Source organism: Xanthomonas sp. NCPPB 3569 (genome assembly GCF_041475645.2).
Taxonomy (GTDB): domain Bacteria; phylum Pseudomonadota; class Gammaproteobacteria; order Xanthomonadales; family Xanthomonadaceae; genus Xanthomonas; species Xanthomonas phaseoli.
The window spans coordinates 4473716-4495598 of sequence record NZ_CM192969.1 but is presented as its reverse complement, the minus strand read 5'-3'; the positions used below and the strand labels follow the sequence as shown (position 1 = coordinate 4495598).

The window sequence follows — 21883 nt, the reverse complement described above, 5'->3', positions numbered from 1 at the left end:
CACGGAAGCAACGCCATGGCCGATCACAGTCCCAACGCCGATGCGTATTTCGTCCCGAGCCAGAGCAAATGGCCCTTTGTCGGGTCGATTGCCATGTTCGTGATGATGATCGGCGTGGCCAGCTGGCTCAACGACGCGGCGTGGGGACGCTGGACCTTCTTCGCCGGCGTGGCAATGCTGCTGGCGACGTTGTTCATGTGGTTTGGCGATGTCATCCGCGAATCCAATGCCGGGCATTACAACCGCCAGGTGGATGGTTCGTTCCGCATGGGGATGGTGTGGTTCATCTTTTCCGAGGTGATGTTTTTCTGCGCTTTCTTCGGCGCGCTGTTCTACACGCGTGTGCTGACGCTGCCGTGGCTGGGCGGGGAAGGCGACGGCGTAATGACCAACGAGCTGCTGTGGAACGGCTATTCCGCTGCCTGGCCGACCAATGGCCCGGGCACCATCGGAGGGCAGTTTCAGACCATCCCGGCCTGGGGCCTGCCGCTGATCAATACGCTGATCCTGCTCAGCTCCGGCGTGACCTTGACCATCGCCCACCATGCGCTCAAGGGCGGGCGCCGCGGCGCGCTGCTGTTGTGGCTGGGGTTGACCGTGCTGCTGGGCTGCGTGTTCTTGTTCCTGCAAGCCGAGGAATATATTCACGCCTATACCGAGCTCAATCTCACGCTAGGCTCGGGCATCTATGGCTCGACCTTCTTCATGCTCACCGGTTTCCATGGCATGCACGTGCTGCTGGGCACGATCATGCTGGCGGTGATGTGGCTGCGCGCGGCGAAGGGGCACTTCAGCCGCGACAACCACTTCGCCTTCGAAGCGGCCGCATGGTATTGGCACTTCGTCGACGTGGTGTGGCTGGCGCTGTTTCTGTTCGTGTATGTACTTTGAGGGCGGGGATTGGGGATTGGGGATTGGGGATTGGGGATTGGGGATTGGGGATTGGGGATTGGTGATTCGGGATTCGTAAAAGCGGCAGGCTTTAGTTTTTACGAATCCCCAATGCCCAATCCCCAATCCCGGCTCCTCAGCGGCCGATGCCATGCGGCTTGATCCAGCCGGTATAGATGCCGAGGATCACGATGGCGATCAGCGCCACCGATAGGCCGATGCGCCAAGTCAGGGCGTTGACGGTGCGCTTGGTCTGGCCGCGGTCGGTCAGCAGGTAGTAGAGGCCGGCGCCCAGGTTCCATAGGATCACGATCAGGAAGGCGACAATCAGCAGCGTCTTGAGCGAATCGTTCACAACAGCCCCGGGTGCAGTCGGCGTGGTGATGGCATTGCACGCCTTTTTGCGTCGCTTGTCATGACGCGCAAGCACACGGCGGTATTTGGCTGGTGTCTGGCGTTGCTGGTGAGCGCGGGTTTTGCGGCGCTCGGGCATTGGCAATTGCAGCGCATGCACAGCAAGCAAGCCTTGCTGGACCGTGCCGCGCATGTGCGCGACACCACGCTGCCCTTGGCACAGGCGTTGGCGACGCCGAATGAGTTGGCATGGGTGCGTGGGCAAGTGCGTTTTTTGCCGCAACTGGTCTTGCTGGACAATCAGCTGCATGACGGGCGTGCCGGTGTGCGCGTGTATCAACTGGCAGCGCCTGAAGGCGTGTCGACCGACGTGCTGGTGGATCTGGGTTGGCTGCCACTGCCGGCCGATCGGCAGTTGCCCGGCATCGTTGCCCTGAAAGACGTGCAGACGGTGCAGGGGCTCTTGAGCGCACCGCCGTCGGCGGGGCTGGCGATCGGACCGGCGCTGGCGCCTGGGGGTGCGGCGCAGACCTGGCTGGCCACGCGACTGGATCTGCAGGCCCTACGCAGCACGCTGGGCAGGCGCGACATTTCGTCGCAGGTCCTGCGTCTGGACCCTGCACTGCCGGTTGGCTACACGCGCGATCTGGACATGCTGCCAAACACGCTGCCGCCCGCGCGGCACTTGGGTTACGCGGTGCAATGGTTCGGGTTGGCCGCCGCGGTCCTGGCGACCGCAACGCTGCTGACATGGCGTGCGCGCCGTCGCGGCCGCGGGCACTGACGCCTGCGGCATGAGAAAATCGCCGGCATGACCTCCTCCACATCGGCTACGCTGCATTCGGTCAAACGCGGCCGCAGGATGCTGATTGCCCTGGCGGTGCTGTTCTTCGGCTCGATGTTGCTGGCCGGCGTGCTGCGCTTCTCCGGATGGCAGCCGGCGTCGATGCGCAACAACGGCGAACTGCTGCAGCCGCCCGCAGATCTGCGGGCGCTGGTGCCAGTGCGCGCGAACGGGAAGCCCTATGCCTGGACGCCGAGCGAGCGCATCTGGCGCATTGCGGTGGCGCCGCCGGCCGATTGCATGCAGCAGTGCGTGGCGTTGGCTGCAGAGCTGGACAAGGTGTGGCAGCTGCTCGGGCATCGCGCCGACAAGGTGGAGGTGCTGTGGATCGGCGCGCCGCCGGCCGGGTTGCCGCCGATGCCTGCACTGCGCGTGCTACGCGACGATGCCCGCCTGCGCCAGGCATTGCCGCGCGGCACCGATACGGCCGGCGTGCCGGTGTATGTGATCGACCCCAATGGCTTTGTGATCCTGCGGTATGCCCCCGGCTTCAAGCCGGCCGGCCTGCGGTCGGATCTGGTCAAGCTGCTGAAACTGATGTGAGCCCGTTTCGATGAACCTGTTTGCGCCACCGGCGTTGTTCCGTCACTTCCATCGCATGGCCTGGCTGGCCGCGCTGTTCACTGCGAGCACGATTTTGTTCGGGTCGTTCGTCCGCTTGTCCGATGCCGGCATGAGCTGCCCGGACTGGCCGACCTGCTATGGCCGCGTGACCTGGCCGCAGACCAGCGACGAAGCCAACACGCACGTGGCCAGCAAGATCCGCCCGCTGGAATCGCACAAAGCCTGGCGCGAACAGGTCCACCGCTTCCTGGCCGGTGCGTTGGGCGTGGAAGTGCTGGTGTTGTCGTTGCTGGCGGTGCGTCGCCGTCGCATGGGCATTGCCCAGGTGGTGTCGGCCGCGCTGCTGGTGGCGTTGTCGATCCCGCTCTACATGTCCGGCTGGCATGCCGTGGCCTTCGGTGTGGCGATCGCCGGCGAGGCCATCCTGCTGCTGGCGGCATTGCGCTGGAGCAATATCGATCTGGCGCGTGCAGCGGTGCTGACGCTGGCGGTGGTGATCTTCCAGGCCTTGCTGGGCATGTGGACGGTGACGTTGCTGCTCAAGCCGATCGTGGTGATGGGGCACCTGCTGGGCGGCATGCTGATGTTCTCGCTGCTGGTGTGGATGGCGTGGCGTGTGACGCATCTGCCGATCACCCTGGCCGACGCCTCGCGCTTGAAGTGGCTGCTGCGCCTGGGCGTGGCAGTGCTGGGTCTGCAGATCGCGCTCGGTGGCTGGGTCAGCGCCAACTACGCCGCGCTGGCGTGTGGCGGCGGCAGCTGGTCGGCCGACAATTTTCCGCGTTGCGTCAGCCAGTGGTGGCCGCCACACGATTTCCGTGAAGGTTTCACGCTGTGGCGCGGCATCGGGGTGGATTACGAAGGCGGTGTGCTGGATGGCGCGGCGCGTATCGCCATCCAGATGGCGCACCGGCTGTGGGCGATTGCGACCGCGTTGTACTTATGGTGGCTGGCCTGGCGCTTGTCGCGGTCGCCGGGGATGCGGGTGTGGGCTGCGGCGCTTGCGCTGCTGGTCGCCGTGCAGGTGACGCTGGGCATGCTCAACGTGAAGCTGGCGCTGCCGCTGGAGGTCTCGGTCATGCATAACGGCGGGGCGGTGGCGTTGTTGTTCGTGCTGGTCTCGCTGCTGGCGCGGCTGCGCGCGCCGGAGTGAGCATGGCCGTCAGCGCACGCGATTACTGGGATCTGACCAAACCCAAGGTGGTGGCACTGATCGTGTTCACCGCGTTGGTGGGCATGTTCCTGGCCATTCCCGACATGCCGACCTGGGTGCAGGTACGCACCGGCGCACTGGGCTTCCTGGGCATCTGGCTGGCGGCTTCAGCGGCGGCAGCGATCAACCAATTGCTCGACGCCAAGATCGACGCACAGATGGCGCGTACCTCATGGCGCCCGCTGGTGGTGGGCAAGGTGCGGCCCTGGCAGGTGCTGGTGTTCGCCGGTGCGCTGATCGTGATCTCCATGACCATTCTGGTGGTGTGGGTAAACGTGATCACCGCGGTGCTGACCTTCGCCTCGCTGATCGGGTATGCGGTGATCTACACCGTCTACCTGAAGCGTGCGACCTCGCAGAACATCGTGATCGGCGGGCTGGCCGGTGCCACGCCGCCGATGCTGGGCTGGGCAGCGGTGACCGGGCTGCCGACCAGCGCCGACTGGATCAATGCCTCGCTGCTGGTGCTGATCATCTTCATCTGGACGCCGCCGCATTTCTGGGCGCTGGCCATCTTTCGTCGCGCCGATTACGCCAAGGCGGCCATCCCGATGTTGCCGGTGACCCACGGTGTGCCGCATACGCGCAAGCAGATCCTGGTGTACACCGTCTTGCTGGCGATCGTGACCTTGGCGCCGGTGGCGGTGGGCATGAGCGGGGTGTTCTATCTGGGCGGTGCCGTCGTGCTCAATGCGGTGTTCCTCTGGTACGCCTGGCGCATGCTGAACCCGCCGGACGAACTGTTTTCGATGAAGATGTTCGGCTATTCCATCGTGTACCTGATGGCGCTGTTCGCCTTCCTGATGGTCGACCATCTGCTGCTGCCGTGGGTGCGCTAGTCGCTGCAGTGGGACGAGCGGCAACGCGATAGCGCTGCCCCAATGATTGCGTTGGCCACCGGCGGAGGGTTGGATCACGCCTGTAGCGCGCCACCCGCGCCTGCGGCGTGTGGCGAAAGGGCGCCGGATGAGGTGCAACGTGCGCCGCGTCGAGCTCACCAGCGGCGTCCACGTCAGCAGACGCCGCGGTTTGCTGCTTACAAACCTTTGATCATCACGCCTTGCCGGCGCGCGGCAGCGCTGTGCCGGCTCAACTCAGCCAAGCGGCGCACTCGCTGGTAGTTTTGCTGTCGCAGCTGGACTGCATTTTCTGCTGCAGCCGCTCCAGTACTGCGCCGCCTTCGCGGCGGTGCTTGCTCCATATCTTCAATTCGTTGCCCAGGGTGGCGAAGCGCTGACGGGTGCGTTGCCGGTAACCCTCCGGTTGGCCGGCCAACTCGCCGATCACCTGGGTGGCGGCGCCCTCGATGCCGGCGGTGTCGTCGGGGCTGAGCCGGATCAGCCCATCTACGTACATCACGCCCCATTGCACGCGCGTGGCGGGGCCCTGCGCGCTGTCGTAGGCCCGTTTGAGCCACAGCAGGGCGGTCTTCTTGTCGCCGCGTTGTTCGGCCAGATCGGCCAATTCGGGCATGTAGTAATACGGCGTCTTGCTGCGCGACAACTCGGCCAGCAGCAATTGCTCTGCCGCGCTGCCATCGCCGACCTCGCTCAGCAACGCGGCGGCCGTGCTGATGGTGGATTGGCGCTCCTCGTCGGTCTTGGCGGTGTCGGTGGCCCACTGCACGCGCTGGTGCACCACCTCCACCACGTCTTTCGGCAGCGGCGGTTGCTGGCGTTTGGGCTCGGCTTCGGTTTCGGTTTCGGTGGGCTGGCCTTGTGCCAGGCGTGCCAGCTGGATGCGTGCATATGCGGTGCCAAGCCGGTCGGAGATCGGCAATGAAGGATCGGCGTAGACCTTGTCCAAGGCCTGATTCAGCGCGTTGGAGAGCGTGCTGCGCACGCCTGCGTCGTTGCTGGCGGCGGTGATCAGACGCGCCGGCACATAGTTCAGCGTGCCGAGATTGGCGCGCACTTCTGCCGGGTCGGCCAATACCGCTTCCAACAGCGTGCGGTTGGCGCTGCTGGCAGCCGGTGGGTGTCTGGCGGCACTGATGGCGGCCAGGGCGAAGCTGCGTTGCAGGGCTGGCTGTGGCGCCGAGGTGGAGAGCCGGCCGAGCACGTCGGCGGCTGCATCGGGTTTGACCAGCCTATCGTCGGTGCCCCAGGCGTAGTTGCCGAGCACCGCCCAATCGTCCGCGCTGAGCTGTTGTGGTGTGTGCAGCGCCCTGTCGAGCAACTGCTGGGCGGTACTGGTGCTCTTGGCCGCAACCCGCAACACCTCTGCCAGGCGCGCGTTATCGGCATCGCCGGCCAGCCGGGTGATTTCGCTGCGATCTGGGCGTAGCACGATGATGGTGGGATAGGCCTTGACCCCGAAGCGCTCGCCCCAGGCCTGCGCGCCCTCCGAATCGCCGTCCAGGTGCACGGCAACGAACTGCTGGGTGCGCGCGATGAAGGCCGGATCCTTGAACAGCGTGGCCTTGAGGCGATTGCAGGGCGGGCACCAGGCTGCGCCCCAATACAACAGAATCGGCTTCCCGCTGTCCTTGGCTTCGGCAAAAGCGTCTTCCACATCGCCCTCGCGCCAGGCGATGCGGGCAGCAGGTGCCGGCGTGGACGTTGTCTTGGACTGCGCGGGCGCCGCAGGCGGTGCTGGCGTGTCGCAGGCAGTCAGCGCAGCCAGCACTGCCAACAGCGCGATCAAGGACGGGGAAGGGTGTCGCAGCGATAGCGTCATGGCAAATCACCGTGGGGGCGGCAGAAGGTCGATCGCGCACTCTAGCGGCCGCTGGCGGGCCCAGGCGGGCGTGCGTCATTACCGTTGTACATCTGCTTACAACCCGGATGCGCGGCGATGCGAACTGCTGTCATGCGATACGCAGCGGGCAGGTGCTGGCGCGGCGCAGCGTCAATGGCGCTCGGTTGCGCCTTGCGGCTGGCCCGATGCGCTGCGCGCATAACGTGCCGCCACAACGGCGCAGACGATCAGCTGCAGCTGGTGATACAGCATGATCGGCAACACGATCGCGCCCAGCCCGCCGCCGGCAAACATCACCTTGGCCATCGGCACGCCGGTGGCCAAACTCTTTTTCGAGCCGCAGAAGACGATGGCGATTTCATCGGCGCGGCCGAAGTGCAGGCGCCGGGCGATGAAGGTGATCGAAAGCATCGCCATGGCCAGCAACAATCCTGCAACGGCGAGGACCGCCAGCAGCGCAGGCAGCGGCGTCTTCTGCCACAGCCCTTCGTTCACCGATGCGCTGAAGGCGGTATAGACCACCAGCAGAATGGTGCCTTGATCGGTGTAACGCAGCACGGCGCGGTGACGTTCGACCCAGCCGCCGATCCACGGACGCATGAAATGGCCGGCCAGAAACGGCACCAGCAACTGCAGCAGGATCTTGCCGATCGCCTCGGCCGGATGCGCCATGGCACCCTGGCTGCCGACCAGCGCGCCCATCAGCAACGGGGTGAAAAACACGCCCAGCAGGCTGGAAAGCGACGCCGCGCAGACCGCGGCCGGTACATTGCCGCGCGCCATCGAGGTGAACGCGATCGAGGACTGCACCGTGGACGGCAGCGCGCACAGGAACAGCACGCCGACATACAGCTCCGGCGTCAGTGCCAGATGCGCCAGTGGTTTGAACAACAGCCCCAGGAGCGGGAACAGCACGAAGGTGCAGCCCAGAATCACCAGATGCAGGCGCCAGTGCAGCGCGCCAGCCTTGACCGCTTCGCGCGACAGCCGCGCGCCGTGCAGGAAGAACAGCGCGGCGATCGCCACATCGGTGACATCGTCCATGACCGCCGCAGCCGTGCCCGAGACCGGGAGCAACGAGGCCAGTGCGACCGTGCACAGCAGCGCGAGGGTGAAGGGGTCAATGCGCAACCGCGCCAGCAGCTTCTTCATCGAGGTCCAACGGTAGCGCGCGATCTTGCGCCTGGTATGGGCCATTCTACGATGCGTGCAGGCCTTGGCTGTGGCATCGACGTCACCGGTCACGCCTGGAACGGCACGGCAGTGCGCGATTGCCGTGCGCTGCCTTCAGCCAGGCAGCACTGCATCACAACGCTGCGAGCGCCTTGAGCAGTTCGCGCATTTCGTATTTGTCGGTGTCGTCCAGCCCTTGCGCACGCTGTTTGGCCTGCAGCTCTTCCACGCGTTGACGCAGCAACTGTTTGTCGAGCTGGGCGACGACGTCATGCAGCTCAAGCGTCCAACTGTGTTCGTCGCCGGGAAGCTCCTGCGCTGCCAGCTTCTGCAAGGCAGCAAGTTCCTCGCGCTCGGCGAAGTGCTCCAGCAGCGCGCCGGTACTGATTTCCGGGCGTTGCCGCACCAGATCCAGCAACTCCATCAACAAGTCGATTCCGGGCAGGCGCAGCCCGGAAAAATCATGCACGCCCTCCAGGCTCATCGCCAAGGACGGCCGCTGCAGCAGGATGGCGATGGACGCACGCACCAGGCTGCGTTTCTGCGTGGGCGCGCCCATGCGGGCAGGCGGCCGTGGCCTGGGTGCGGACTGCTGCGCAGACGCAGTGGCACCCACGCCGGTCAGGCGCGCCAGTTCCTGCCGCATCAGATCGCCGAACGCGCCTTCGGGAATCTGCGCCAACAGCGGGCGCGCTCGTTCGGCCAGGCGCGCCTTGCCGTCGAGCGTGTGCAGGTTGATCTCACGCGACATCTCGTCGAAGAAGAACTGCGACAGCGGCGTGGCCTGTTTCAGGCGCTGATCGAAGGCTTGCGCGCCTTCCTTGCGCACGATGGTGTCCGGGTCCTCGCCATCGGGCAGGAACAGGAAGAACGCCTGGCGGCCATCCTTCATGCGCGGCAGTACCGATTCGAGCGCGCGCCAGCCGGCCTTGCGCCCGGCGTTGTCGCCATCGAAACAAAAGTACACATCCGGCGCGTTGCGAAACAGCAGCTCGGCATGTTCGGGCGTGGTGGCGGTGCCCAGCGTGGCCACCGCCTGGGTCACGCCGAACTGGAACAGCGAGACCACGTCCATGTAGCCCTCCACCACGATCAGCCGCTCGATCTTCTGATTGGCCTGGCGCACCTGCCACAGGCCATACAGCTCGCGGCCCTTGTGGAACAGCGCGGTTTCCGGCGAATTGAGGTACTTCGGGCCCGGGTCGCGACCATCGGCCGGCGCGCCCAGGATGCGCCCGCCGAAGGCGATCACCCGGCCGCGGCGGTCGAAGATCGGGAACATCACCCGGTCGCGGAACTTGTCGTACACATGGCCGCGATCGTTCTTGGAAAACAGACCGGCGCGTTCGAGCACGCTCATGCGGCGCGCATCGGTGCCCAGGGTGTCCTTCAGTGCGCTGTAGCCGTCGGGCGCGTAGCCGATCTGGAAACGCGCGCGATTGTCGGCATCCACGCCGCGTCCGTCCAGATACGCGGCGGCGCGTGCGTTGCCCTCGAGCTGGCGCTGGAAGAACTTGGTGGCCGCCTCCAGGGCCGAATACAACTCGCGGCTGTCGTCCTGCTGTTGCGGGGTGCGTTGCTGTGTCTCGCGCGGGATCTCCATGCCGGCACGCTTGGCCAGCTCGTCGACCGCATCGAGGAATTCGAGGCGGTCGTAATTCATCAGGAAGCTGATCGCCGTGCCGTGCGCGCCGCAGCCGAAGCAGTGATAGAACTGCTTGGTCGGCGAGACCGTGAACGAGGCCGAACGCTCGTCGTGAAACGGGCAGCGCGCCGAATACTCCTTGCCCTGACGCTTGAGCGGCACCCGGCCGCCCACCACCTCGACGATGTCGGTGCGTGCAAGCAGTTCGTCGATAAACGCGTCGGGGATACGGGCCATCCCGCTAGGATATCCCAGCGGCCTGCCAGCACCTGGTCGCCATCGCCGATGAAGCCGGCGAGGCAGGCACTGCAGCAGTCCTCAGCCGCGTGGCAGCGCGTGCGAGTCCGACGTTGAAGATGCAGGCGCCGTATCGGCAGGCGGCACGATCACCGGCGGATGCTCCGGGTCCACGCCCGCCTCGCGCAGCTTGCGATGCGAGCGCACCCGCTCGTCGATCACCGCGGTGATCAAGGCGCCGACGAAGAACACCACCGAGGCGTAGTACATCCACACCAGCAGGATGACCAAGGTCCCCATCGAACCGTAGGCGCTGCCCGGCGCTGCGGTGGCGATGTATACGCCGATGGCGTAGCGCCCCAGCGCGAACAACACCGCGGTGATGACGCCGCCCAGGAATGCCTGGCGCCAGTCGACGGTGCGATCGGGCAGGTAGCGATACAGGAACGCGAACGCCAGCGAGTACAGGGCCAGCGTGGTCACGTAGCCGACCGCTGGCAGGACCGAGGGCAGGCGCGCAAAGACCACCTGCAGTGCGGTGGTGGCAATCATCGACACGATCAACAAGAAGCCCAGCGCCAGGATCACCCCGAACGAGAACACCCGCTTCTGCAGCCAAGCCATCAAGCCATCCAGGCGTTGCTTGTCGGTGCGGAAGATCAGGTTCAAGGCGTTCTGCAACTGCGCAAACACCGCCGTGGCGCCGATGAACAGCAGCAGCGTGCTCCACACGCCGGCCAGCGAGCCAACACCAGGTTGGTCGGTGGCATTGCGAATGATGGTCTGTGCGACTTCGGCCGCGCTGCCGCCTGCCAATTGCCCGATTTGCTGTACCAATGCCTCTTGCGCTGGCGGATAGAGCGAGGCGGTCAGCCACAACAGCAGCACCAGCAGCGGGGCCAGCGACAGCAGCGCGTAGAACGACAGCGACGCCGCCTGCGTCATCACGTCGATCTCGATGAAGCGGTTCAGCAGCGCCATCGGCACGCTGCGCTGCAGACGGCTCAGATGCTTGTGCAGATAGGCAGATGAAAGCGTCGTCACCGGCGGGAGAATCCTTGGCGCATACCGTTGCTGCGCAGGCGACGTCGAAGCAAAGTCGGTATGCGGAAGGACCTTGCCCATGCCTGCGCTGGCGCACCCGTTCTAGCAGGGCCGGATCGAAGGACGGGTGAAAGCGTGCACGCGTTTTGGGCAAGCAGGAGGCGGCGCACCTGGTAGGCGCAGTCTGTCGCGCGTGGAAGCAACGTGCGCGGCGTATCTGTCAGCGCGTTCAATGTGCGCCAGGTGCCGATGGACCTGTACTGGCGCGTGTGCTTGGCACTGCCGGATGTCTACGCGACGACAGGGGCGCAGCTGTGCGAAGCGCTTGGTCCGCCTGCTGGGCCGGACGCATTTGAGGAAGGCAGTGCGCCTTGCCTGATGCATTGCGTGTGGCAGATATGCAACGGCCTTTGCGCTGCAGCGGCGTCATGCAGCATCCCTGCCCGTTGGACGATCCGCCTTCCAGTGGGAAAGCCGCTCGGTGATGCAGCAGGCAGTGCCGCAGCGCGCGCCGCGCACCAGTCGCAGCGCCCTGGCCGTGGCACAGGGCGCTGCGGCGATCCATCAGCCTGCCAGCTGCTGCTTGACCAGGGTCGAGACCAGGCCCATGTCGGCCTGACCGGCCAGCTTGGGCTTGAGTGCGCCCATCAGCTTGCCGATATCGGCCGGGCTGCTTGCACCGGTCTCGGAGATCGCGGCCCGGATGGCGGCCACGATCTCGGCTTCGCCCATCTTGGCCGGCAGATAGCGCTCGATCACCACGATCTCCTCGCGCTCGATCTGTGCCAGGTCATCGCGCGCGGCGGCTTCGAACTGGGTGACCGAGTCCTTGCGCTGCTTGACCATCTTGTCCAGTACGGCGATCACGGCGGCATCGTCCATCTCGATGCGTTCGTCCACTTCCTTCTGCTTGATGGCGGCGTTGATCAGCCGGATCACGCCCAGGCTGTGCTTGTCGCCGGACTTCATCGCGGCCTTCATGTCATCGGTGAGCTGCTGCTTCAGGGACATGCGGTAACTCCTGAGTGTAGGTATCGAGTGTGGCCAAGGCGCCCAAGCGGGCTGGGGACCTCGGTCGAAGGAGGGTCGGGCGTGCGTGGAGAGATGCCGTGCGGCGCGTCGCGCGGATTGCCTGATGTCTCCAGCGCCATGCCTTGTGGCAGGCCAATACAAAAAGCCGGCGACGCTTGCGCGTGCCGGCTCTTGGGTTCGCTCCCGCTAGGTCGCGCCTTCAGCGCAGACCCACCGGCAAGGAACCGCGGACGATCAGTACAAGCGCTGGCGCTTGGTGACGTCGCGCGAGGAACGACGCAGCTGACGCTTCACGGCAGCGGCAGCCTTACGCTTACGCTCCTGGGTCGGCTTTTCATAGAACTCGCGCTTGCGGGTTTCGGCCAGCACGCCGGCCTTTTCGCAGGTGCGCTTGAAACGACGGAGCGCAAATTCGAAGGGCTCGTTCTCGCGGACTTTAACGCTGGGCATGTGTTCTCCAGAAATGGGATTTCCGTCCGGGAGCCCCGGGCGGGTGCGAGCGGACTCGCGTGACGGAATTTCCGGGTTGCCCCGGTGAGCCGCTCATTATAACGACTTGCCGACGGCCTGCAAGCCCCCGGCAGCATTTGCCGCCGCGACATCGATAAAGCGTGCATTCGGGACGTATGCGGCCAGTACGGCAGCGCGGCGCAGCATCTTGCCATCGGCCGATCTGCGCAGCGCAAAAGCTGCGAAAATAGTGGCATCTCCCTGCATGCCGAGCTGCCGTGAAAGTCCTTGGGATCGAATCATCGTGCGATGAGACCGGTGTGGCGGTCTACGACACCGCATTGTCGGGTGTGCCGGCGCTGCGCGCCCACGCGGTCTACAGCCAGATTGCGCTGCATGCCGAATACGGCGGCGTGGTGCCCGAGCTGGCCAGCCGCGACCATGTGCGCAAGCTGCTGCCGCTGATCCGTCAGACCCTGGGCGAAGCCGGGTTGAGGATCGACGAACTCGATGGCGTGGCCTATACCGCCGGTCCGGGCCTGGTCGGGGCCTTGCTGGTCGGTGCCGGGGTGGCGCGCTCGCTGGCCTGGGCACTGGATGTGCCGGCGATCGGCGTGCATCACATGGAAGGCCACTTGCTGGCGCCGCTGATGGAGGACGACCCGCCGCAGGCGCCGTTCGTGGCCTTGCTGGTCTCCGGCGGGCACACCCAGTTGGTGTCGGTGAAGGCCCTGGGGCAGTACGAGGTACTCGGCGAGACGCTGGACGATGCGGCCGGCGAAGCCTTCGACAAGACCGCCAAGATGATGGGCCTGCCGTACCCGGGTGGCCCGCAGCTGGCGGCGCTGGCCGAAACCGGCACGCCGGGGCGCTACAAGTTCGCGCGGCCGATGACCGACCGGCCCGGGCTGGATTTCAGTTTCAGCGGGCTCAAGACCCAGGTGCTGCTGGCCTGGCGGTCCAGCGACCAGTCCGACACCACCCGCGCGGATATCGCGCGCGGCTTCGAGGACGCGGTGGTGGACACGCTGGCCATCAAGTGCCTGCGCGCGCTGGACGCGGCCGGCTGCAACACCTTGGTCGTGGCCGGCGGCGTGGGCGCGAACAAGCGCCTGCGCGCGCGCCTGCAAGAGGCTGCCCAGCGCCGCGGTGGCCGGGTCTGTTTCCCGCGCCCGGCCTTGTGCACCGACAACGGCGCGATGATCGCCTTCGCCGGCGCGCTGCGGCTGCAGGCCGGCGAGCACGCGGATGCGGCGGTGCATGTGACGCCGCGGTGGGATATGGCGAGCCTGCCGCCGCTGGCGGCGGAATCGGGAATCGGGAATCGGGAATCGGGAATAGGAAGAGCGGTACCCCGATCCTGTTAGTGCTGCGTGTTATTGCCCTTGCTTCTCCCCACTTCCAATTCCCGACTCCCTATTCCCATGGATAAAGTGTTTATTGAAGGTCTCGACATCGATGCGCTGATCGGCATCTACGATTGGGAGCGGCGCATCCGCCAGACCTTGCGGTTCGATCTGGAAATGGGTTTCGACAACCGCATACCGGCGGCCAGCGACGACATCGCCGATACGCTGAACTACAAGGCGGTGAGCAAGCGCTTGATCGAGTTCGTGCAAGCCTCGAACTTTGGGCTGGTGGAGACGCTGGCCGAGCGCTGCGCGGCGCTCGTGCTGGACGAATTCGGCGTGCACTGGCTGCGATTGAAGTTGAGCAAGCCGGGGGCGGTGCGCGGCGCGCAGGCCGTGGGAGTGATCATCGAGCGGGCACGGGCGATCTGATTGCCGCCTGGACGCCCTGCTGCCGGCCATTTCACTTCAGGGCGCCAAGCCTGGAGGGCTGGGACGCGTGGCGCAAAGGCTGCGCCGCCGCGGCTCCCCGGCGCGCACGATGCGCTGCAACCGGCCTCGACAAATCCCCGAATCTCAATTCCAGCCCTCAAAACTTGCCTGCGCGTGGGTGCGTCAGGCTAGAATTGACGGCCATGTAAACGTTTTCTCAAGGATCTCATGGCTGCTGATCGCATCGAAACCCTGATTGCCCGGATGACCGTCGAAGAGAAGGTCGGACAGTTGGGTGTGTTCGCCGACATGGTGCGGCCGTTCGCGCCGGACGTGAATCCCGAGGCCAATGTGCGCAATGCCGACGAGGTGTTGCAGCAGGTGCGCGAGGGCCGGGTCGGCTCGCTGTTCAATGGTGTGGGCGCCGCGCTGGGCGTGCAGATCCAGAAAGTCGCCGTGGAAGAGAGTCGCCTGGGCATCCCGGTGATCCTGGCCGCCGACGTGATCCACGGTATGCGTACGGTGTTTCCGATCCCGCTGGGCGAGGCGGCCAGCTTCGAGCCGGCGTTGGCCGAGCGCACCGCGCGCGCCACCGCGATCGAGGCCACCGCTGCCGGCCTGCACTGGACCTACGCGCCGGCCGTGGACATCGCCCGCGACCAGCGCTGGGGTCGTGGTGCCGAAGGTGCCGGCGAAGACGTGATGCTGGGCACGGTCTTTGCCGCTGCCCGTGTGCGCGGGTTCCAGGGCAGCGACCTGACCGCCCACGATTGCCTGCTGGCCACGCCCAAGCATTTCGCCGCCTATGGCGCGGTGGCGGCAGGCATGGAATACAACACAGTGGACATCGCGCCGCAGACGCTGCGCGATGTGCACTTGCCGCCGTTCAAGGCCGCCTTCGATGCCGGCGCATTGACCGTGATGTCGTCCTTCAACGACATCAACGGCGTGCCGGCCAGCGCCAACCACGAGTTGCTGACCGAGATCCTGCGTGGGGAATGGCAATTCCCCGGCGTGGTGATTTCCGATTACACCGCCGACATGGAATTGATCGCCCATGGCTATGCCGCCGATGAGCGCGACGCGACCAAGAAGGCTTTCCTGGCCGGTCTGGACCTGAGCATGCAGAGCGGCTTTTATGCCGCGCACCTGCCCTCGCTGGTGGAAAGCGGCGAGGTGCCGATGGCCACGCTGGATGCCAGCGTGCGGCGCATCCTGCAGCTGAAAGACGCGATCGGGCTGTTCGACAATCCGTATCGCTCGCTGGACCCGGCGCGCGAAGCCGATACCACGCATCTGCCGGCGCACGATGCGCTGTCGCGCGATGCGGCGCGGCGTTCGATCGTGCTGTTGAAAAACGAAGGCGCTGTGTTGCCGCTGAAGAAGAGCGGCCAGCGCATCGCGTTGATCGGCCCGTTCGTGCAGGACCGCGAGAACATCGAGGGCTGCTGGACCTTGTTCGGCGACAAGGAACGCTACGTGACCCTGGAGCAGGGCGTGCGTGCGGTGGTCGGCACCGAAGATCTGAGCGTGGTGGCCGGCTGCGGACTGGAGGAGGCGCTGCCGGGTGGCATTTCCGCCGCGATCGATGCGGCGCAGGCGGCCGATGTGGTGGTGCTGGCGTTGGGCGAGCCGCAGCGCTTCAGTGGCGAGGCACAATCGCGCACCGAGATCGTCTTGCCGCCGGCGCAACAGGCACTGGCCGAAGCGATTGCAGCGACCGGCACTCCGATGGTGGTGTTGTTGCGCAATGGCCGCGCGCTGGCCTTGAGCGGTGCGGTGCGCGATGCCGACGCGATTGCCGTGACCTGGTACCTGGGTACCCAGACCGGGACCGGCGTGGCCGATGTGCTGTTCGGCGACTACAACCCGTCGGCGCGTCTACCGATCAGCTTCCCGCAGGCGACCGGGCAGCAGCCGTACTTCTATAACCATCTGCGCACCGGGCGCCCGGAATTGCCGACCCTGTCCGAGTACAAGGCCCGTTGGCGCGAGATGCCGAACGAACCGTTGTATCCGTTCGGACATGGCTTGAGCTACACCACGTTTGGTTATGCGCAGCCGCAGTTGAGCGCGGCGCAACTGGGCTGGGATGAGACGCTGACCATTAGCACGCGCGTTACCAATACCGGCAAGGTCGCAGGCGAGGAAGTGGTGCAGTTGTATGTGCACGATCGCGTGGCCAGCCGCGTGCGCCCGGTGCGCGAACTCAAGGGATTTCGCAAGGTGTTGCTGCAGCCCGGCGAGAGCCAGGACGTGGTGTTCACCCTGGAGCGCGACGCGCTGGCATTCACCAACCACAAGGGCGTCTTCGGTGCGGAGCCGGGTTTGTTCGATGTGTGGGTGTGCGCGTCGGCCAAGAGCGGCGATGCCGTCACCTTCGAGCTGCTGGAGCGCCGGTAGCGGCGCGCTTGGCACTCTTCGCGAGTCATCAGCGCCGATCAGGTGACCATTGCTATCGCGCGCAGCGCCTGCTGACATCGGGTTTAGAGGCGATGACGACGGTCCATGTCGCCATCGCGCGTGCCGGTGCAATGCGCAGATACACCGGCTGATGCTGCGGCATCGATCAAGCGTCGTTCTCGACCGCGGCCTTGCTCTTGGGCGTCAGCTTCAGCAGACGTCCGGTGCTGCCACTGGCCTCGTCTTCCAGTAGCCAGAGTGCGCCGTCCGGACCTTGCTCCACTTCGCGGATGCGTGCGCCCATGTCGTAACGCGCCACTTCGCGCGGCTGGTCGCCCAGTGACACCTGCACCAGCGCCATCGACGATAGCCCGCCGATGAAGCCATTGCCGCGCCACGCCGGGAACTGCTTGCCGCTGTAGATCACAAAACCGGCCGGCGAAATCACCGGCGTCCAGCTGATCTTGGGCGCGGCGAATTCCGGGCGCGTGTTGTGGTCGGGGATCGGCGTGCCGTCGTAGTTGTCGCCGTTGGAAACGATTGGGTAGCCGTAATTGGCGCCACGCTGGATCAGGTTCAACTCATCGCCGCCGAGCGGGCCCATTTCGTGTTCCCACAGTCGGCCCTTGCTGTCGAAGGCCAAGCCAAGAATATTGCGGTGGCCCAACGACCACACCTGCGCGGCAACGCCGCCTTGCGCAACGAACGGGTTGTCGGCCGGCACGCTGCCGTCGTCGTTGAGCCGGATCAGCTTGCCGAGGTTGGCTTTCATGTCCTGGGCAGGCGTGAATTTCTGCCGTTCGCTGGAGCTGATCCACAGCTTGCCATCGGGCCCGAACGCAAGCCGATGCCCGAAGTGACCATTGCCGGTGACCTTGGGATCCTGGCGCCAGATCACTTTCAGGTCCGAGAGCGTGCCGCCGCCGGTTGCATCCAGCGTAAGCTTGGCGCGGGCCACCGCCGCGCCGCGCGTGTCGCCCTCGCCCGGCTCGGCATAACTCACGTAGACCAGCCCGTTCTTGGCGAAACGCGGATGCGCCAGAACATCGCCAAAACCGCCCTGGCCGCCATACGCAACGGCCGGAACACCGGTAATGGCGCTCTTGCGTTTGGTCTTGAGGTCCAGTCGCATCAAGGCGCCGCGCTTTTCGCTGACCAGCAGGCTGCCGTCGGGCAGAAAGGTCATCGCCCACGGCTCGTCGAAATCGGCAACCGTGGTGGCCTGAAACGGCCACTGAGCTTTGGGAATGGAGGCCGCGGGGGCGGCTGCGGGCGCAGCAACTGCAGTGCCGGCAGTGAACAGGGTGGCCGTGCAGGCCAGGGCGAGCAGACGACGGACAGACATGGGGTCCTCCTGGGGATGGGCGCGGTACGTTGCAGCCCTCCCGCAACGTGTCCCGCGTCGGGTTTTAAATACCTTACACGACGTCGCCGGGGCGCCCTTGTTGCAGATCACTGTCTGCAAGACGCCCGCGTCTCACATCGTCGTATGTCGTGCATCGTTTCACCATGAAAAGAAGTTTCCATTGCCTCGCAAAAAACCTCGCCTACCTTTATCGCCGCGTCCTGGGCCGCATTATTGCTGGGTGGTGCGGCGTATCTGGTGGGTTTGTGGAGTGCCCAAATGTTGCTCAACGAGAAGGGCGATTACTTCACGCTGTTGTTGTTCGGTTTGTTCGCCTCGGTCTTATTACAAAAAAGCGTGACCGCGCCGATGGAATTCCGGTGACCGGCTTGTATTACGCCATCTGCTGGTTTTCGCTGATTGTTGCGTTGGCGCTGCTGACTATCGGCTTGATCAATGCCACGCTGTTGCTGAGCGAAAAAGGATTTTACGCAATGGCCTACGCGCTGAGCCTGTTTGGTGCGGTTGCAGTGCAGAAGAATACCCGCGATGCGATGGAGATCACCGACACACTACGTAGTGCGCGTAGCGTGCCGCCGGCACTGGACTGATGCGTTAAAGATCGTGCGATGCAACAACGCCACCTCGACGGTGGCGTTGTCGTTTCAGCGCTTGTGTGCATCGTCACCGGTAACGAAATCGGCCGCGTTTTCCCAGGCGCGCTTGACCGCATGCCGCGCCTTGCTCCAACTCAGCGAAGAGGTGCCGCGCTTGGCTTCCCAATCGCGATGCAACTCGGCTTCGACCTGGTCGTAGGCGCGTGCGTTGTCGCGGATACGCGCTTCATGGCCTGCGAGATAGGCGCCTTCGTAGTCTTCGTAGCGATCGCCTTCGGTGTAATACGGCTCTTCGGTGAAGCGTTCGCGCCAATACGTCGATACGTTATGGCTGCGGTCTTCGTCCGGTGCCCGGCCCGGAATCTGGTACGGCACGTTCATGCCTGTCTCCGTGGTGGATGTGCGGGCTACCCTAGGCCGGATGCCGTTAATTTCATTGCCAGGACAGGTGAGGAGTGCATCAACGCGGCAGGTTCGAAACAGCGGCATCGGCCACGCTTTTTGACGCGTCATCGCCGCAGCGTTGCACGGCCTGGAAGGGCCTTGGGCGGTCGCTTCAGGTGGTCGCCGAGGCCGATACGGCAACGGGGTTGCACCGGCGGCCACCATGGCGGCCTCGGCGTCCTGCAGCGCCGCCTGCTCTGCGTCGATAATTACCAGCACGCGCCCGGCCTGGATTTGATCTTCGAATTGACGGCGTACCGGATCGGGCACTGTGGCGCCGATCAACGCCGACGACCAGCTGCCGACCAGCGCACCCGCCAGTGCCATGACACCCGCGCCGGCCAAGGTCAGCCCGATCGGGGGCACTGCGATGGCGACCAGGCCAGCCACCAGGCCTGCCGCACCACCGGTGGCGGCGCCACGGGCGGCAGCGGGAAGGAAGTCGGTCTTGACGTCCTTACGTTCGTCCGGCACCTCCTGCAGCTCGATATCGGAGCGGGCGATCAACGACAACGCATCGTTGTCGATGCCGGCACTGCGTGCGGCCTGCAGCACGCGCTGGGCGCTGTCGAGATCGGCAGTGCTGTAGACATGGCGCAATTTCATCGCAAGCTCCCATGCAGGTAGAAGCGCAGCGTTGGGTGCGCACGGTTAGGCGTGCGTGAGCGCTGCGCGAGCATGCCGCGAAATCGCAGGTCACCGCCCTGCGCAGCTCACCGCCCGATGGACGGGAACACACGGAAAAACATGCTTTCGTATGCGCATGCCGCTTCAGGGGCTGCCCAGTGGCAGCTCGTCGTGCCCTCAGCCGCTGTGAACCTGCTTGCGCGGAAACAGATAGAACACCCAACCGACCAAAAGCGCCACGCCTGCGGCGGCCAGATTCTGCCAACTGGCGCTGGCCAGCAGGCCCAGCGATAGCACCAACGCGGCAATAGGGATGGCCGGGCCGCCGGGCAGGCGCAAGGTATCGGTGCGCTGCCGGTAGCGGCGCGCCAGCACGATCACGGCTGCGGCGGTGCCTATGTAGGCGAACAGGCGGGTCACCATCGACAGCAATGCCAGCTGCGTAAACGATCCCGACAACGCCAATGCAAGCGACAACGCCCCCTGCGTCAGCACCGCCGCGGCGGGCGTGTGGAAGCGCGGATGCACGCGGGCCAGGAACGCAGGGCCATACCCATCGCGCGCAAGCGCAAACAGAAAGCGTGGGCCGAGCATCACGGTGTTGCTGGTGGTGCCGAGGATGGAGATGGTGGCACCCACGGTGAGGATCAGTGCCAACGCTTCGCCACCGAATCGGCTTGCGGCATCTGCCAGCGGCGTCGGCGAGGCCGCAAGGTTGGGCAGGGTGCCCTGGGCCACCACTTGCACCGCGGCGTAGATCAGGGTGACGGTGACGATCATGGTGATCAACGCAAATGGCACATCGCGCCGCGGGTTGCGGTATTCGCCAGCGGCTGCGGGAATGTTTTCGAAACCCGCATAGGCGAACAGCAGCAGCAAGGCCGCTTCACCGAGATTGCCCAGGTCGCGCAGATCGGGCCCGGTGCCGGCAAAGGCCCACGACCAATCGACATAGAACAGGCCGATGGCCACGAACAGCAACAACGGCACCAGCTTGCCGATCACCAGCGCGATGCCGGTGCGCGCGGCCGATTTCACGCCGATCACGTTGATGGCGGTGAGCAGGCCCAACGAGCCGACGACGACCAGCAAACGCGCCCAGGTATCGGTGGCGGCGGTGGGCCAGAACCGCGCCACTGCATCGGCCAGGCCATTGCTCAAGGCGGCCGCCGAACTGATGCGCGTGAGCCAGATCATCCAGCCAATCTGAAAACCGACGAACGGGCCGAATGCTTCGCGCGTGTAGAGATAGCTGCCGCCCGGCGTATCGAAGTAGCTGCCTGCCTGCGCATAGCACAGCACCAGCAAGGCGACTGCAAGGCCGGCCAGCATCACGGCCCACAGGCTCATCGGCCCGAGCAGCGCGGCGGTTGCGGCGGGCAGCAGGTAGATGCCGCTGCCGATGACATCGTTGATCGACAGGCCGACGATCTGCCATCGGCTGACGACACGGACCAACCCCGTCGCGTCCGGCGCAGGATGCGGTGTGCTCATGGCGCGTCCTCGGTCAGCGCAGGCAATTGCCATGCCGTGTGCAGGCGTGCGTATTCGGCGCGTGGCAGCAGCACGAACAACGGGTGGTCGTCCGGCTTCAGCCACGCGAGCAGGCGTTGCATGTCGGCCGCGGCCATCGCGGTGCAGCCGGCGGTGACCTGGCCCGGCGTGCGCCACAGGTGCGCGAAGATGCAGCTGCCGCGCCCGGGAATGGCCTTGGGGTTGTGCGCGATCACGAAGCCCTCGCTGTAGCGCGCATCGCCTGCCTGGCGCAGATCCAGACGCATCGGCTCGGTCGAGCCGGCGACGGCCGCCTCGCCCACTTGCGCGGCGTCGACGATGCGGTTGTACAGCGGCGAGCTGGGCACATCCATGCAGTAATGGGTGGCGCTCATCGCCTGGTACGGCATCGCGCTGTCGATCTTCTCGGCATCGCCGAACGCCGGGCCGATGGCAAAGATGCCGGCAGGGCTGCGGCCATCGCCTTCGCGCTTCTGCGGGCCTTGCGTCTGCGCTGGATGCAGGCCCTCGCCCCAGGCGCTGCCATGCCGCCCAAGCGCAACGGCGAAGCTCTGCCCAGCCGGCTGCCATGTGCCATCCACGCGGGTGAAGGTGCGCAGGCGCCCCTGCGTGCTGTTCCAGTCCGCGGTGGTCACCAGGACCAACGTGCGAGCCTGATTCAACGCATCGATCGGGCTGGCCGCAACGGCGAGACTGCTACAGCTTGTCAGCGCCAACAGCACAATGGATCGAAACACGGTGGCAAGGCGCATGCAGGCTCCGGGTGTTGGGTCGAGCGGGATGAGTCTAGGCGATACCTATTGCTGGAGACGGCGCCACGCTGGTGTCGCGTGATCAGCGTCGCCGTGTCGTTACTGTACCCAGCAACGCGGTCCCGTGGCGCATGGACGTGCCGCGCATCAGGCAGGCGTGTCCGTTGCCCGGAATCGGCCAGTACCGCTGTGACGCCACCGGTTCCGGCCCGGTCTAGTTCCACCTGGGGCGTGTTGGCTGCATCGCGTCAG

General features: G+C 65.4%; 20 protein-coding genes and 2 pseudogenes. 9 read left to right on the top strand and 13 right to left on the bottom strand.

Translation table 11 applies throughout. The annotated features are described in order from the left end of the window. Positions 1-15 precede the first annotated feature (15 nt). Positions 16-891, top strand: a complete 876-nt coding sequence (locus ACCQ03_RS19385) for a cytochrome c oxidase subunit 3 (protein WP_005911522.1) — start codon at positions 16-18, stop codon at positions 889-891. A gap of 136 nt (positions 892-1027) precedes the next feature. On the opposite strand, the gene ACCQ03_RS19380 is transcribed toward ACCQ03_RS19385, so the two are convergent. Further along, positions 1028-1246, bottom strand: a complete 219-nt coding sequence (locus ACCQ03_RS19380; protein ID WP_017157720.1) for a twin transmembrane helix small protein — start codon at positions 1244-1246, stop codon at positions 1028-1030. A 60-nt stretch (positions 1247-1306) separates the two neighbouring features. Here ACCQ03_RS19380 and ACCQ03_RS19375 point away from each other — a divergent pair, with 60 nt between their 5' ends. The 4 genes from ACCQ03_RS19375 to cyoE are packed head-to-tail and all read left to right on the top strand — an operon-like array spanning position 1307 to position 4705. Continuing rightward, entirely contained in the window at positions 1307-2029 is a 723-nt protein-coding gene (locus tag ACCQ03_RS19375) for an SURF1 family protein (protein ID WP_057679191.1), read from the top strand. Between the two features lie 27 nt (positions 2030-2056). After that, the gene (locus tag ACCQ03_RS19370) at positions 2057-2632 is read left to right on the top strand and encodes a redox-active disulfide-containing membrane protein (protein ID WP_057687135.1); all 576 of its coding nucleotides are present in this window, start codon (positions 2057-2059) and stop codon (positions 2630-2632) included. A 10-nt stretch (positions 2633-2642) separates the two neighbouring features. Then, positions 2643-3806: a COX15/CtaA family protein gene (locus ACCQ03_RS19365; protein WP_150147074.1), complete on the top strand. Its 1164-nt coding sequence runs from the start codon at positions 2643-2645 to the stop codon at positions 3804-3806. Positions 3807-3808: 2 nt separating this feature from the next. Beyond that, positions 3809-4705 (top strand): heme o synthase, encoded by an 897-nt coding sequence (gene cyoE / locus ACCQ03_RS19360; RefSeq protein ID WP_039573380.1) that lies wholly within the window; start codon positions 3809-3811, stop codon positions 4703-4705. Between the two features lie 250 nt (positions 4706-4955). On the opposite strand, the gene ACCQ03_RS19355 is transcribed toward cyoE, so the two are convergent. The 7 genes from ACCQ03_RS19355 to ACCQ03_RS19325 form a co-directional block, all read right to left on the bottom strand. Next, complete coding sequence (locus ACCQ03_RS19355) at positions 4956-6545, bottom strand: thioredoxin family protein (protein ID WP_057677427.1); 1590 nt, start codon at positions 6543-6545, stop codon at positions 4956-4958. A gap of 171 nt (positions 6546-6716) precedes the next feature. Then, positions 6717-7763, bottom strand: coding sequence for a bile acid:sodium symporter family protein (locus tag ACCQ03_RS19350; RefSeq protein ID WP_057677428.1), 1047 nt, complete (start codon positions 7761-7763; stop codon positions 6717-6719). 109 nt (positions 7764-7872) lie between these two features. Next, entirely contained in the window at positions 7873-9621 is a 1749-nt protein-coding gene (dnaG, locus tag ACCQ03_RS19345; RefSeq protein ID WP_057677429.1) for a DNA primase, read from the bottom strand. An 81-nt stretch (positions 9622-9702) separates the two neighbouring features. After that, positions 9703-10665 (bottom strand): YihY/virulence factor BrkB family protein, encoded by a 963-nt coding sequence (locus ACCQ03_RS19340; protein WP_033473887.1) that lies wholly within the window; start codon positions 10663-10665, stop codon positions 9703-9705. 564 nt (positions 10666-11229) lie between these two features. Beyond that, complete coding sequence (locus tag ACCQ03_RS19335) at positions 11230-11676, bottom strand: GatB/YqeY domain-containing protein (protein ID WP_039573394.1); 447 nt, start codon at positions 11674-11676, stop codon at positions 11230-11232. Between the two features lie 255 nt (positions 11677-11931). Continuing rightward, entirely contained in the window at positions 11932-12147 is a 216-nt protein-coding gene (rpsU, locus tag ACCQ03_RS19330) for a 30S ribosomal protein S21 (protein WP_002808376.1), read from the bottom strand. A 96-nt stretch (positions 12148-12243) separates the two neighbouring features. Continuing rightward, positions 12244-12450 (bottom strand): hypothetical protein, encoded by a 207-nt coding sequence (locus tag ACCQ03_RS19325; RefSeq protein WP_139790970.1) that lies wholly within the window; start codon positions 12448-12450, stop codon positions 12244-12246. Here ACCQ03_RS19325 and tsaD point away from each other — a divergent pair. The 3 genes from tsaD (at position 12426) to ACCQ03_RS19310 (ending at position 16331) form a co-directional block, all read left to right on the top strand. Next, a complete protein-coding gene (gene tsaD / locus ACCQ03_RS19320; RefSeq protein WP_209227273.1) occupies positions 12426-13514 on the top strand; it encodes a tRNA (adenosine(37)-N6)-threonylcarbamoyltransferase complex transferase subunit TsaD in 1089 nt (362 codons plus the stop codon). The genes ACCQ03_RS19325 and tsaD overlap by 25 nt on opposite strands. A 57-nt stretch (positions 13515-13571) precedes the next feature. Next, positions 13572-13928, top strand: a complete 357-nt coding sequence (gene folB, locus ACCQ03_RS19315) for a dihydroneopterin aldolase (protein ID WP_017157731.1) — start codon at positions 13572-13574, stop codon at positions 13926-13928. A 228-nt stretch (positions 13929-14156) separates the two neighbouring features. Continuing rightward, positions 14157-16331, top strand: a complete 2175-nt coding sequence (locus ACCQ03_RS19310) for a glycoside hydrolase family 3 N-terminal domain-containing protein (protein ID WP_150147071.1) — start codon at positions 14157-14159, stop codon at positions 16329-16331. A 166-nt stretch (positions 16332-16497) separates the two neighbouring features. Here the strand turns inward: ACCQ03_RS19310 and ACCQ03_RS19305 are convergent, their stop codons facing one another. After that, complete coding sequence (locus tag ACCQ03_RS19305) at positions 16498-17676, bottom strand: PQQ-dependent sugar dehydrogenase (RefSeq protein ID WP_150147069.1); 1179 nt, start codon at positions 17674-17676, stop codon at positions 16498-16500. Positions 17677-17856: 180 nt separating this feature from the next. On the opposite strand from ACCQ03_RS19305, the pseudogene yiaA reads away from it, so the two are divergent. Then, positions 17857-18287 (top strand): annotated as a pseudogene (yiaA, locus tag ACCQ03_RS19300) (inner membrane protein YiaA). 54 nt (positions 18288-18341) lie between these two features. Here yiaA and ACCQ03_RS19295 read toward each other — a convergent pair. From ACCQ03_RS19295 to ACCQ03_RS19280, 4 genes and pseudogenes are all read right to left on the bottom strand, one after another. Further along, complete coding sequence (locus ACCQ03_RS19295; protein ID WP_057677444.1) at positions 18342-18674, bottom strand: hypothetical protein; 333 nt, start codon at positions 18672-18674, stop codon at positions 18342-18344. A 195-nt stretch (positions 18675-18869) separates the two neighbouring features. After that, a pseudogene (locus tag ACCQ03_RS19290) lies at positions 18870-19343 on the bottom strand (hypothetical protein); the annotation flags it as partial. A 198-nt stretch (positions 19344-19541) separates the two neighbouring features. Then, the gene (locus tag ACCQ03_RS19285) at positions 19542-20858 is read right to left on the bottom strand and encodes an APC family permease (protein WP_057677433.1); all 1317 of its coding nucleotides are present in this window, start codon (positions 20856-20858) and stop codon (positions 19542-19544) included. Further along, on the bottom strand, positions 20855-21631 hold the full coding sequence (locus ACCQ03_RS19280) for a L,D-transpeptidase family protein (RefSeq protein WP_209227274.1): 777 nt from the start codon (positions 21629-21631) through the stop codon (positions 20855-20857). The genes ACCQ03_RS19285 and ACCQ03_RS19280 overlap by 4 nt, the downstream gene beginning before the upstream one ends. Positions 21632-21883 lie beyond the last annotated feature (252 nt).